The organism is Arthrobacter sp. Y3225116, assembly GCF_059091245.1.
Map to the genome: position 1 here is coordinate 1 of NZ_JBNHGL010000082.1, position 11,541 is coordinate 11,541.

Consider the following 11,541-nt stretch of genomic DNA (forward strand, 5'->3'; position numbering starts at 1 on the left):
GCCAGCACGGCCCAGGCCGTGGCGCCCCAGCCGAACAGGTCGGCGCCGCGACCGGTCAGCCAGTCCGCGGCCTGGACCGCCGCTGCGAGCAGCATCCACCCGGTGAAGAGACCGATCGGGGCATCCGCCAAGAGGGCTTCCGCCGATTCCCGGCCGGGGTGGCGGGTCAGTCCGTAGACCGCCCAGCCAAGGGATGCCAGCACCAACAGGGTAAGGGCCAGCGTCAGCCCCGCCTGTCCGGCCTGCGCTGCCAGGACGCTGCCCGCGGTCAGCAGCATCGCCGCCGCGACCGGCCATCCGGTGGAGCGCTGCCGTGCCGACTCGCGCACGGCCGGCCACCACTGGAAGATCGTGTAGCCGAAGAGGCCCAGGTATATCAGCGACCAGATCTCGGCTGCCCGCGCGTCCAGCGACAGCAGGGTCCCGTCGGGGGAGGGGGGCCCGCCGCCGGCATCATGGATCGGAGTGCCGCCGAGCAGGCCCACGCTGCTGGCTCCTGCGAGCAGGCACGCGGCCAAAGCGACGGTCACCGCGCACTGGCGGGCCAGGTCGGTGGCCAGCATGGATCGAAGCCGGCGGGCCGGGGGCAGGGCGGTATCCATCGAGGGTTCCACGGAAGGCGCAGTTTTCACTCTGCTCCCAGGTCGGCCGAAGGGGATGCGGCGGGGCGCGGGACGACGGCGTCGGCGGCGCCGGCGGCACGCAGGTAGGCCCGCCGGCGGAAGCCAATCACCGCCGTGATTACCGAAGCCACCAAGACGCCCACCACCGTCCCGATCAGGATGTTGACCCAAAACGGGAAGGTGGAAACGGTGCCCGCGACGTAGCCCAGTCCGATCATCCACGCTGCCCACAGCACCGAACCGGCGGCGGACGCGAGCAGGAACGGCTTGAACGGCACATCCGCCAGCCCGGAGGCCGCAACCGAGGCCGTCCGGCCGCCCGGGATGAAACGGGCCGCCACCACCGCGGCGTAGGTGGAGGATTCGCCCGCTTTGGTCAGTGCCAGTGTCACCCCACGGTCGATCATCCGGCCCCAGCTGTAACGGTTAAGCCAGGCGTTGATCCCGCGCTGGAACAGCAGGAAAAGCAGGAGGTCGCCGAGCCAACTGCCCAGCACCGCGGCCAGGATCACCAGCGGCAGGATCAGTTCACCGTTGGCCAGCAGGGTGCCCCCGCCGATCACCATCACTTCCGACGGAGATGCGGGCATCGCGGCGTCGAGAATGACCAGCAGCAGCGTCATGGGGTAATAGACCCACTGCAGCGGCCCCTCGGGAATCTCCATTGGCCCAATCTATCGGGAATACAGGCCCGGTGGCAGACTGGAAAAGATGGAAATCCGCATCCTTGAAGGCGACATCACCCAGCGTCAGGTGGACGCCATAGTAAACGCCGCCAATTCCAGCCTGCTCGGCGGCGGGGGAGTGGACGGGGCCATCCACGCCGCCGCGGGACCGCAGCTGCTGGAAGCCTGCCGCCGGCTGCGCGCCACGGAACTGCCGGACGGGCTGCCGCCGGGGCACGCGGCGGCCACCGAAGGCTACTTCCTGCCCGCGAAGTGGGTGATCCATACCGTGGGACCCAACCGCCGTGCCGGCCAGACCGACCCGGAGTTGCTGGCCAGTTGCTTCCGGGAATCCCTCCGCGTGGCCGACGGGTTGCGGGCCGAGACGCTGGCGTTCCCGGCGATCGGCGCCGGCGTCTACGGCTGGGACGCGGAGACGGTCGCCCGCCGCGGCATCGGCGAGGTCCTCAAGTACGACGGCGGCGGGATCCGGGTGGTCGAATTTGTCCTGTTTTCGGCGGGGCTGGCCGAGACCTTTCGCCGCGTCCACGCGGAACTGGGCGGTTAGCCCTTGTCCCGAAGGCCGTAGTAGCGGCGCAGCCACAGCGAAAGACCGTCCAGGCCCGGGAAAAGCACCCGTTCGGTGACATTGGCCTGGTCGAGGTGGTCCCGGATGCGCCACTTGAGCGTCGCCGGGATGATGATCTTGCGGTAGATCCCGGGATGGCGCCCCAGCCATTCGTCCAGGCCCGCCGATGAATCCGACATGGTGGAGAAGATGGCCGCCTGGTTCACGATCCGCTCGTCCAGCGACGGCGGTTCGAAGAACAAGGGCACGCTCCGCCCGTCCGCGTCCGTGAAACGGTCGAACTCGTCCAGGGTGAAGGCGGCGCGGGAGAGAACGTCGGTGGTGAACAGTCCGCCGCCCAGTGACTCGACCGCCGCGCGCAGTTCCTCGGGCAGCGTGCGGTGGGCAGCCGCATAGTCGACGCACCAGACGGCACCGTCCTCGTCGTACCTGCCGGTGTCCCGGGTGGCGAAGTGCAGCGCCACGTAGGGCGAGTGCGACCAGTCCAGCAGGCGGGTCGGCAGGCCGTGGTGCTGGGCGACGCTCAGCCAATTCCAGTCCGAGTCCCCGGGTGAGGTGTCCCGGTGGGCGTACTTGCGGAAGTTGCGCAGGATGTGCCGTTCCACATCCGTCTCCTGCTGCCCGCGCAGCCGGACCAGCCCGGTGGAAAGATCGCGGGCGGCGGAGGTGTGGCCGCGGTAGGCAACCGTCGGCCTGAACTTCCCCTGCGAGGATTGCCAGCGGCTCTCGGTCAGGCTGGCGATCAGGCCAAACAGGTCGTCGCCGTCCGGGTGGACGACGGACTCCTGCCCGCCTCCCGCGGGGGCAGGGCCGTTTCCGGCCATCAGGACGGTCCGCGCTCGATGGCCTGCTGCACCGCCGAAACGATGCCGCCGCCGAACGGCTCCCCGTGGCCCGGGAGGGCGATTCGTGCCTCGGTCTGCGCCAGGGCCTGGAGCGACTGGAGCGCTTGCCGCGTGTCCGCGGTGGCAGCGGCAGCTACTATGTGCGGGCCGCGGGCGCCGGTATACGGGTCGAGGGTGACCAGCGCGTCGCCGGTGATCAAGGCCCCGCGCTCGGGGAAGTGCAAGGCGCAGTGCCCGGCCGTGTGTCCGGGAGTGGGCACAACCGTGGGTGCGCCGGGCAGCGTTGCGGCGGCACCGTCGTCGAGCGTCCGCAGGTCCGTGACACCCTTGACCCTGAGTGCGCCGGCTGCCGTCATCCGGCTCAGGATGGGAATGCTCCGGGGGTACTTGACGGGATAGAGCAGGCGGTTCTTCTCGTGCTTGTACCGGTACGGGTGGGCGGCGATGTAGTAGTCGCCGGGATGGCAGTACACCGGGACGTCGAGGTCGTGCTGCAACCGGGCGGCGAACCCCACATGATCGAAATGGGCGTGCGTCAGCACCAGGGCACTGATGTCGCGGGGCGAACGGCCCAACTCCCGGATGGCTGCCACGGTCATTTTCCACATCGCCGGCAGCCCGGCGTCGACCAGCATGATCCTGTCGCCGTCCTCGACGATGTAGAGGTTCACATCGGCATGGGCGACGCGGTGGATGTTTTCGGCGACGTTGCGTTGAAACATATCTGCCTTTCGGAGTCAGAGCATCCCCGCGGCGCTGCCGGCCGCGGGGATGCGTGGCGTGCTATTCCTTGCGCAGCTTGTCCTGGACTGCCCCGGCGGTCTTCTCCACCAGGTTCGGGAGTTCCGTGGTCCCGTAGAAGCGTGCGTCCGGGTGGGTCGGCTTCGGCATCGGGGCGGTGGTGGTGGGGCCGTCGTGGTAGGTGAACTCGCCCTTGCCGTCCGGGGAAGCCCCGCTGGCCCAGGAACCTTGGGCCGCGGCGGCCCCGTCGGAGAAGTTCTGGTACTGGTAGGCCACGTCCCGGTTCTCCTTGGACAGCGGGAAGTTGCTCGGCACCGGCAGGGTCTCGGACCCCTCTTCCTGAAGTTCCCGTGCCGCGGCGATCCACTGGTTCTGGTGCATGGTGTCCCGGGCGAGCAGGAAGGAGAGCATATCGCGCACGCCGTGGTCGTCCGTCATGTGGTAGAGCCGGGCTACCTGCAGCCGGCCCTGCATCTCGGCGTTCGCGTTGGAGGTGAAGTCCGCGAGCAAGTTGCCGCTGGCGGTGATGTAGCTTCCCGACCAGGGGTTTCCGTTGCTGTCCACCGGGCGGGCGCCGGCGCCTGCGACGATGGCTTGCTGGACATCGGTTCCGCCCACCACCGCGGCGATCGTCGGATCAGACTGGACCGCTTCGTCGGTGATGCCGAGCGGGGCTTTCTCCAGCAGCTGCGCAATCATCTTGGCCAGCATCTCCACGTGGCCGAACTCCTCCGCGGCAATGCCGAAGAGCAGGTCCTTGTACTTGCCGGGGATGTGAATGTTCCACGCCTGGAAGCTGTACTGCATGGCGACCGTGATCTCACCATACTGTCCGCCCAGGACCTCCTGCAGTTTCCTGGCGTAGACGGCGTCCGGCTTGTCCGGTTCGGCCTTGTACTGAAGCTCTTGTTTGTGGAAAAACATGTGCGGCGACCTCCGCTAAAAGGCCCGCCGTCGTTACTGCCAACTCATCGGTCCGGGTTGGCCACGTGCGGGCCGGTTGCATTTCCACGCTAAGCACGCCGGATATAATAAGCAACCTTAGTGACAGGCAGCGGGGTACCCGGACTTCGATTGGGACCAGTCCTTCGACAGCAGGCAGGTCATGGCGGCGACGCGTGGATTTTCATAGTCCCGTGCGGCACAATTGCCGCAGGCCCACCGCCCAGATCCACTCCGACGGCGAGAGGTGTTCCGTATGCGCCCGGCAGCATTGGCCGTCGCCCACGGCGTGTTCAATGTGGCCTTCGGGGTGTGGCCGCTCCTGCACTACCGCAGCTTCGAAGCGGTTACCGGGCCGAAAGCGGAGCCTTGGCTGGTCAAGACTGTCGGCGGCCTGATGATGGCGGCGGGGCATGCACAGATCAGGGGCGCCGGGACTTCCGACGGCCTAGCCGCCGCCCGGCGGATCGGCATGGGGACGGCTGCCACCTTTGCGTCCGTCGACGTCTTCACCGCGGCGCCCGGGCGCATCAGCAGGATCTATCTTCTCGACGCCGTGGTCGAAGTCTGTTGGCTGGCCGCTTGGGCGCGTTCCGAACGCTCCGGCTAGGAGCGTCGCCGCTTGCGGGTTCCCAAGAGCCCGGCGTGCGGGTGCCGCCGCTTCCGGACGCTTCGGTAACCGGCCATCGCCAGGCCTGCCAGTCCTCCGGCCATCACGCGGGCGCGTCCCGAACGCCAGTTCCCGCTGACCTCGTTCGACGGCGGATCCGGCGCGAAAACAGTCCCAGCCGACGGCGCGACGCCCTTTCCCCGAAGCGCCAGCGTGTCCATGAGCGGTCCCGATACGCGGTCGTGCAAGCCCGGGAACCAGTGCTGGAACGGAATGAAGACGTGCTGGAGCCGGCCCACCACCACCTGGCGGCGGGGCTTCGAGGCCATCCGGGCGATGGCCCTGGCCACCCGGTACGGGCTGACGACCGGGGGGAGGGGATGGACACCGCGACCGGTGTAATTGGCCGCATGCTGGAAGATCGGCGTGTCGACGGTGGCGGGCAGGACGGTGCACACGTGGATCTCCTTCTCGTCCAGCAGCTCCTGCCGGAGCGCGTTGGCCAGCCCCAGCAGCCCCGACTTGCCGGCCACGTACGCGGACACGTAGGGCGTGCTGATCTTGGAGTAGACCGAGCCGACGAGGATCAGAACTCCCCGCCGCTGCCGTCGGAACTGCGGCAGCACGGCGCGGATGCTGTCGGCCTGGCCCAGCAGGTTCGTCTCGACCATCTTCCGGAACACGTCGGCCGGTGTTTGTTCGAACGTGCCGTAGCCATAAACGGACGCAGCTCCGATCCACACGTCGATCCGTCCAAAACGGTCCAGCGCAGCTTGGACCAGCCTCTCGGAGCCGCCCTCATCCGCGATGTCGGTGGGCACCGCGATGGCCTGTGCCCCCAGCCTTGAGCACTCGGCCGCCACCTCGTCGAGGCTGGAGGCGCTGCGCGCCGCCAGAACCAGGGCAGCTCCGCGCTTGGCCAGGATCCGGGCCGTCGCCCTGCCGATTCCGCTGGAGGCTCCGGTGATCACGGTGACCGGGGCCGTGGCCCGGTCTTTGGCCCGATCGCTGGCCCGGCTACGGGACGGTTGCTTTGCCACTGCTCCTCCTCGGCTAACCTACCGGCGGACGTGGCATCAGCGTAGACCGCAGCACCGGGCGGGGCTAGGCGGCGGAGGGGGCAACCACAGCCGCCGGGCTTTTCCAGCACTCTGCGCGGCCGGGACCGCCGGCCGGCAGGAGTTGCCGCACCGGGCTATATCCGCAGCATAGGCAGCGGATTATCCGCAGGAAAGGCAGCGAAATTCGGTCGAGGCTGGCTGCGGGGGGTTAACTAGTAAGCAAGCTTATTGTAGAGTGATTTGATCAGGGTCCATATCGAACGGCGTCGAGGCACGCACCTGCCAAGGCGTCAGAGGGGAAGATCGCCATGGCAAGAGAAGGCAACGTCCAGGCCCGAAGCACCGGGCGGACCCCGCTCCAAACGGCCGCAATGGTCTTCGGTGCCGTTTTTCTGTTGATCGGGCTCCTGGGCTTCATCCCGGGAATCACCTCGAACTATGACCAGATGTCATTCGCGGGACACGAGTCCGAAGCCATGCTGCTGGGCGTGTTCCAAGTATCGATTCTGCACAACATCGTCCACCTCCTGTACGGCGTGGCGGCGTTCGCGCTCGCGAGGACGGTTTCCGGTGCCCGGAACTTCTTCATCTGGGGTGGCGCGGTCTATCTGGTCCTGTGGCTGTACGGCCTGTTCATCGACCAGCAGAGCGCAGCCAACTTCGTGCCGTTTAACACCGCAGACAACTGGTTGCATTTCGTCCTGGGCGTGGTCATGATTGCCCTGGGCTTGCTGCTCGACCGCCGGCGGGACACCAGCGCGCGCGGAACCGCTGCCGGCCGCGCATGATGCGGCCGGATCCCGTAGTCGGCTAGGTTCGCGGGGCTGGGGCCAAGGCGCCGCCGGCAGCAATTGCTCCGGCGGCGCTTTCTGCTGCCCCTTCGGATGGTGCTGCCCACTCGGACAGTTCCAGTTTGCTGCGGTATTCCACCGGTCGCCCGCTGATCGGGTCGGTGAAGGAGATGCCGCGGGCCAGTAATTGCAGGGGACGCTCGAAGTCGTCAGGAGCCTCGTCCAGCAGCACCGGGTAGAACGGGTCGTGCAGGATGCCGATACCCAGCGACGCCAGGTGCACGCGCAGTTGGTGCGTCTTCCCGGTGTGCGGTTCCAGTTTGTAGCGGCCCAGCCGTCCGCGCTGTTCCAGCAACTCGATCCGGGTCTCCGCGTTGGGTTCTCCCTCGACGACCTCGGCCAGCAGGTAGGTGCGGGACTTGACCATGCGGTTTCGCACCGTGTGCGGGAACTGCAGCCGCGGATCCAGCGGTGCTACGGCCTCGTACTCTTTTTGCACTTGGCGCTTCTCGAAGAGCACCTGGTATTTGCCGCGGGTCGCCGGGTTGGTGGAGAACAGCAGGACACCGGCAGTGAGCCGGTCCAGCCGGTGCATGGGAATCAGATCCGGGATGTCCAGTTGGCGTCGGAGCCGGACCAGCGCCGACTCCTGGATGTAGGTGCCACCGGGGGTGGTCGGAAGGAAATGGGGCTTGTCCACCACCAGGATGTTCGCGTCCTGGTGGAGAATGTTGATCTCCACCGGCAGCCGCTTCTCCCGCGGCAAGGTCCGGTAGTACCAAATGAAAGTGTGGGCATCCAGCGGGGTGGTCCGGTCCAGCACGGCTCCGCCTTCGCCGACGATCTCTCCGCGGTCGAAGCGGTCCCTGATGCCGTCGGGATCCACATGGCCCCACCGATGCAGCATGTAATCCAGCGCCGTTTGCCACGGCCCCTGCCCGGGGAGGCGCAGGCGGGTGGCATTGACACCGTCGCGCACCGGTAGCGGGGATTCCATCACCCATCAAGGGTACCGGGTGGCACCACCCGCAACCGCAACGGTCAGGGACAGCCGGTGACCCGGTAGAGCTTTGCTTCGCCTTCGGAGTCCACCAGCTCGAAGCCGTTGGCCTCGGTCAGCTCCTGCAGGCCCGGCACCGAGGTTCTCTCGCCGGGGTGCACCGAGTGGTCTCCAAAGTCGAGCACGAACTGCACGTTCTGTGCCTCGACGGCGGCGCACACCGCCGGATCCGTCTTCATCTGATCCAGCTTGTCCATGATGAGCTTGCCGTCCACCCGCGGCGACGTGATTCCTGACGGGACCAGCGCGGGCCGCCCGGTGTAGGCGTAGGACAGCGAGGCTCCGGTCAGCGGGTTGCCGGCGATGACCGCGTCTTCCGGAACGTGGGCGGGGATCCGCTTGATCAGCGCGAGTTCGTCCGCGGTGAGCAGGTGGGAGCTGTCCGTGAACCGGTACTTGGCGGCGGCCTCGGAAATACCCCGCTGCACGGCAAACAGCGGCACCACTGCCAAACTGGCGACCACCAGCAGGCCGGTGGCGGCCGGCCGGAACCACGATGGCTGCTTCTTCTCGCGGCGAACCAGCGTGGCCCGGAAGAAGGAGCGCGCAGTCCCGGCCAGCGCGACGCCGCCGATCGCTGCGATCAGCAGTCCGGCCACCGGAAGCATGGCGCTGATGCGGAAGAAGTCGTTGTACCAGATACCGGTCACCCACCAGCGCAGGCCCGGCATCTGGTGCCAGTTGCCGATCACGTAGAGGGCAGCCGCGATAGCGTACATTGCCAGCGCAAAGCGGTTTTTGCGGAGATTGAAGACGACCGCGGCGCCCACAATCGTCAGGACCGTCGCCAGGATGGAGATGGGGCGCTCGAGCGGCGAATGCAGCACCACGTCGCCCAGGGCCTCGGCGGCACTGCCCAGGTTGTCCCAGTTGGTGCTGCTGCTGCGGGCGGGTCGGAGCGTCACCCAGAGCGCGGCCAGCACCACCAGATAGGTGGCGGTGCCCGCCAAGGCTCGCCGCCGCCGTCGTTGTTCTCCGGAGCGCAGCGCCGGGTGGGCGGCCGCGAAAACCGGCGGCACCGAGAGCGCCAGCAGTCCCATGATGGTGGCGGGGTGGGACAACGCCATGCCCGGCAACAGCCCGACCAGCAGCAGCACGTTGCCTTCCGTTGACACGCGCGTGTGCACGCCCACCCGGAGCAGTTGAAGCACCACTCCCAGGGCGGCCGGAAGCATGGCGATGGAAAGCATGAAGGGATAGACGACGCCGAACTCCAGCAGCAGGTAGGGGAAGCTGCTATAGGCGAGCGAGAGCACCGCGGCGACCAGCAGCGGCATGATGCGTTCACCGGTGATCCGGCTGACCAGGAACAGGCAGCCGCTGCTCCAGATGCCGGTGATCAGCACCAGGTTGGTGATGTTGATGGCGGCCGCGGGCTGCAACCCGGCGGTGATCATCACCAGGGAAACCACATCGTGCCAGCCCGCCGGGTAGAACGTGCCCCGGTCGGTGGTGCCCAGGTAGCCGAGCGTTAGCGAGGAGGCGTTGCCCGAGTCGGAGATGTAGCGCAGCGCGTTGAGGTGGAAGATGTTGTCGTGCGACTGCGCGATGTTGTCCGGGGCGCCGAAAATCCAGACCATGGCGGCCGCCAGCGGCACCGCCGACACGGCCCAGGCCAGCACGACCGACCGCCAGGGCGCCGGAAGGTCCGGGGTTTCCGGATCGCGGTGCAGGCGGTGGCCAACGCTGCGGCGGAGCAGCCAGAGCAGGACGGCCACGAGCACGGTCACGGCCAGCAGCTGCGGCCAGGCCCAATCCAGCCCGAGCAGGCGGCCAAGCTCGGCGGCGACCACGATGGCGGTGACACCGAACGGGCCGGCCAGTGCGACCAGGGACAACCGGCGCAGGCCGAGCACTGCACCCCAGAGCAGGCCGGGTCCGAAGACGAGGACGATGGCCAACAGCGCGGCCGGAATCGTCTGCAGCCAGCTCATGGGCCCCCTTCGTCGGTCATCGTCTCCATATTACGGTTTGTGCCGCCCGGCCGCCGTCGTGGCGGGCCGGAAGGGGCCCTGTGGCAGGCGGGGGGCGGCCCCTGAACCGGGGCCAAGGGGGCATGGCGGGCGAAGTCCTCGAGGACGGGGGCATGCGGCGGCAGGGGCCCGCGCCCCGCGAATCAGGGAGCCGGCGGCTGGCAGTGCGGGCAGAAGTAGACGTCGCGCTGGTCGGCGTCGGTATTGCCTTGCAGGTCGTGAACAATCGGGGTGCCGCAGCGGCCGCACGGCCGGCCGGCCCGCCCGTAGACCCAGAACGATTCGCGGCGGGCGGGCGACGCGGTGGTGCTGCGGCTGCCGCGATCCTTGTTGACTTCCAGCAGTTGCTTGGACTTCAACACCATGGCCGGGAGATCCGGCACCTGACCCACCGGGGTGGACGGGTGCACCCGGGCAATGAAACAGACCTCGCACCGGTAGACATTGCCGATCCCGGCGAGATTGCGTTGGTCCAGCAGGGCCAGCCCGATCGGACGGTCGGGCTCCTGGCGCAGCCGCCGCAGCGCCTCCGCCTCGTCCCAGCCCGGCCCGAGCAGGTCCGGGCCCAGATGCCCCACCAGCTTGTCCTCGTCGGCGCGCGGCACCACGTCCAGCGCGGCCAGCGCGAAGCCGACCGCCGTCGTCGTGCCGGTGGACAGGATGAGGCGGGCTTGGAAGGCGGGTTTGCGCCAGCGCTCGCCGGGCTGGTAAATCTGCCAGCTGCCGTCCATGCCCAGATGCGAGTGCACCGTCAGCGCGCCGATCCGCATCAGCAGGTGCTTGCCGCGGGAGCGGACTTCGTCCACGGTCTGCCCAACCAGGTCCAGCGTGGCATAGCGCGGCACCCGGAAGTCGCTGCCGGTGAGCTCTTGCCCGGCCAGCGCCGCATGCAGGCGCCGGGCGGCACGCCAGATGGTGTCCCCTTCAGGCACGGAACCTCAGTCCCCGCGGGGTGGAATAGAAGCCGGCATCCATCAGCGCATGGGCCAGCGGCGTGTCCAGGATGCCGGAGCCATTGACCTTTTCCACGGCCATCTTGTCCGCGGCACCGCGACGGATTACCTGGACCAGGGCCCGGGCACACAACGCCAGCGCCTCCTCGTCCTCGGTGAAGGCCAGCAGCGTCTTGCCGCCGCGTTCCGCGTACAGGGCAAGCTCTCCGTCCACCAGGACCACCAGCGCGCCCGCCTTGCGGCCGGGCCGGTGGCCGGAATCCTGCGGTGGCCACGGCAGGGCGGCCCCATAGGGGTTGGCCGGGTCGGTCGCCGCCAAGGCGACGGCCGACGGCGCCTGCTCGCCCAGCTGCGCATCGCGGCTGAAGGACCGCAGCCGGTCAACGGTGGGGGAGACCGCGAACTGGGCCGCCCCGAGGTGTTCGATGAAGTAACCGCGGCGGCAGCGGCCGGTTTCCTCCAGTTTGCCCAGCACCTTGTACATCAGCCCGAACCCGCCCGGGATCGACTCGGCGGCCACCGAGCCGCGGGTGACCACGCCGTAGCGGTCCAACAGCAGTTCGGCGGTGGCATGCGCGCGCACGGTGGGATCGGTCTCCGGCGCCGGCAGCAGCGACCAGCGGCCCGCGACGGTCGGTGGCGCGGTGCGCGGCTGGCCGGGCCCCTTGCCGGTACCCGCGCCGGCGCC

At 68.4% G+C, this 11,541-nt stretch carries 13 protein-coding genes; 3 read left to right on the top strand and 10 right to left on the bottom strand.

Annotated features, from left to right (window positions below):
- Window positions 1-602 (bottom strand): TspO-related membrane protein (locus tag AC5RV2_RS09580; protein ID WP_494092135.1); only part of this gene is annotated, 602 nt, incomplete at its 3' end.
- Window positions 603-628: 26 nt separating this feature from the next.
- The gene (locus tag AC5RV2_RS09585) at window positions 629-1,288 is read right to left on the bottom strand and encodes a DedA family protein (protein ID WP_494092136.1); all 660 of its coding nucleotides are present in this window, start codon (window positions 1,286-1,288) and stop codon (window positions 629-631) included.
- A gap of 46 nt (window positions 1,289-1,334) precedes the next feature.
- Here AC5RV2_RS09585 and AC5RV2_RS09590 point away from each other — a divergent pair, with 46 nt between their 5' ends.
- Window positions 1,335-1,856: an O-acetyl-ADP-ribose deacetylase gene (locus AC5RV2_RS09590; protein ID WP_494075744.1), complete on the top strand. Its 522-nt coding sequence runs from the start codon at window positions 1,335-1,337 to the stop codon at window positions 1,854-1,856.
- Here AC5RV2_RS09590 and AC5RV2_RS09595 read toward each other — a convergent pair.
- The 3 genes from AC5RV2_RS09595 to AC5RV2_RS09605 all read right to left on the bottom strand — a co-directional run bounded on the left by AC5RV2_RS09595 (window position 1,853) and on the right by AC5RV2_RS09605 (window position 4,387).
- Window positions 1,853-2,701, bottom strand: a complete 849-nt coding sequence (locus AC5RV2_RS09595) for an FRG domain-containing protein (RefSeq protein ID WP_494092137.1) — start codon at window positions 2,699-2,701, stop codon at window positions 1,853-1,855. The genes AC5RV2_RS09590 and AC5RV2_RS09595 overlap by 4 nt on opposite strands.
- Window positions 2,701-3,444 (bottom strand): MBL fold metallo-hydrolase, encoded by a 744-nt coding sequence (locus tag AC5RV2_RS09600; RefSeq protein ID WP_494092138.1) that lies wholly within the window; start codon window positions 3,442-3,444, stop codon window positions 2,701-2,703. The genes AC5RV2_RS09595 and AC5RV2_RS09600 overlap by 1 nt, the downstream gene beginning before the upstream one ends.
- 61 nt (window positions 3,445-3,505) lie before the next feature.
- Entirely contained in the window at window positions 3,506-4,387 is an 882-nt protein-coding gene (locus AC5RV2_RS09605) for a manganese catalase (RefSeq protein WP_494092139.1), read from the bottom strand.
- A 274-nt stretch (window positions 4,388-4,661) separates the two neighbouring features.
- On the opposite strand from AC5RV2_RS09605, the gene AC5RV2_RS09610 reads away from it, so the two are divergent.
- Window positions 4,662-5,015 (top strand): hypothetical protein, encoded by a 354-nt coding sequence (locus AC5RV2_RS09610; protein WP_494092140.1) that lies wholly within the window; start codon window positions 4,662-4,664, stop codon window positions 5,013-5,015.
- On the opposite strand, the gene AC5RV2_RS09615 is transcribed toward AC5RV2_RS09610, so the two are convergent.
- Window positions 5,012-6,055 carry an SDR family NAD(P)-dependent oxidoreductase gene (locus AC5RV2_RS09615; RefSeq protein WP_494092141.1) on the bottom strand — a complete coding sequence of 348 codons (1,044 nt, stop codon included), beginning with the start codon at window positions 6,053-6,055 and terminating at the stop codon, window positions 5,012-5,014. The genes AC5RV2_RS09610 and AC5RV2_RS09615 overlap by 4 nt on opposite strands.
- A gap of 329 nt (window positions 6,056-6,384) precedes the next feature.
- Here AC5RV2_RS09615 and AC5RV2_RS09620 point away from each other — a divergent pair, with 329 nt between their 5' ends.
- A complete protein-coding gene (locus AC5RV2_RS09620; RefSeq protein WP_494068518.1) occupies window positions 6,385-6,864 on the top strand; it encodes a DUF4383 domain-containing protein in 480 nt (159 codons plus the stop codon).
- 22 nt (window positions 6,865-6,886) lie between these two features.
- Here AC5RV2_RS09620 and AC5RV2_RS09625 read toward each other — a convergent pair whose 3' ends face one another.
- The 4 genes from AC5RV2_RS09625 to AC5RV2_RS09640 form a co-directional block, all read right to left on the bottom strand.
- On the bottom strand, window positions 6,887-7,864 hold the full coding sequence (locus tag AC5RV2_RS09625; protein WP_494092145.1) for an RluA family pseudouridine synthase: 978 nt from the start codon (window positions 7,862-7,864) through the stop codon (window positions 6,887-6,889).
- A 44-nt stretch (window positions 7,865-7,908) separates the two neighbouring features.
- Window positions 7,909-9,861, bottom strand: a complete 1,953-nt coding sequence (locus AC5RV2_RS09630; protein ID WP_494092142.1) for a DUF6541 family protein — start codon at window positions 9,859-9,861, stop codon at window positions 7,909-7,911.
- 182 nt (window positions 9,862-10,043) lie between these two features.
- Window positions 10,044-10,832: an Fpg/Nei family DNA glycosylase gene (locus AC5RV2_RS09635; RefSeq protein WP_494092143.1), complete on the bottom strand. Its 789-nt coding sequence runs from the start codon at window positions 10,830-10,832 to the stop codon at window positions 10,044-10,046.
- A partial coding sequence (locus tag AC5RV2_RS09640; protein WP_494092144.1) for an Lhr family helicase occupies window positions 10,825-11,541 on the bottom strand: 717 nt, incomplete at its 5' end. The genes AC5RV2_RS09640 and AC5RV2_RS09635, both read right to left, overlap by 8 nt.

Excerpts from the sequence above, each read along its gene's own strand:
- AC5RV2_RS09605 (WP_494092139.1), bottom strand. The coding sequence starts at position 4,387 with ATGTTTTTCCACAAACAAGAGCTTCAGTACAAGGCCGAACCGGACAAG.
- AC5RV2_RS09630 (WP_494092142.1), bottom strand. The coding sequence starts at position 9,861 with ATGAGCTGGCTGCAGACGATTCCGGCCGCGCTGTTGGCCATCGTCCTC.
- AC5RV2_RS09585 (WP_494092136.1), bottom strand. The coding sequence starts at position 1,288 with ATGGAGATTCCCGAGGGGCCGCTGCAGTGGGTCTATTACCCCATGACG.
- AC5RV2_RS09620 (WP_494068518.1), top strand. The coding sequence starts at position 6,385 with ATGGCAAGAGAAGGCAACGTCCAGGCCCGAAGCACCGGGCGGACCCCG.
- AC5RV2_RS09600 (WP_494092138.1), bottom strand. The coding sequence starts at position 3,444 with ATGTTTCAACGCAACGTCGCCGAAAACATCCACCGCGTCGCCCATGCC.
- AC5RV2_RS09590 (WP_494075744.1), top strand. The coding sequence starts at position 1,335 with ATGGAAATCCGCATCCTTGAAGGCGACATCACCCAGCGTCAGGTGGAC.
- AC5RV2_RS09595 (WP_494092137.1), bottom strand. The coding sequence starts at position 2,701 with ATGGCCGGAAACGGCCCTGCCCCCGCGGGAGGCGGGCAGGAGTCCGTC.
- AC5RV2_RS09610 (WP_494092140.1), top strand. The coding sequence starts at position 4,662 with ATGCGCCCGGCAGCATTGGCCGTCGCCCACGGCGTGTTCAATGTGGCC.
- AC5RV2_RS09625 (WP_494092145.1), bottom strand. The coding sequence starts at position 7,864 with ATGGAATCCCCGCTACCGGTGCGCGACGGTGTCAATGCCACCCGCCTG.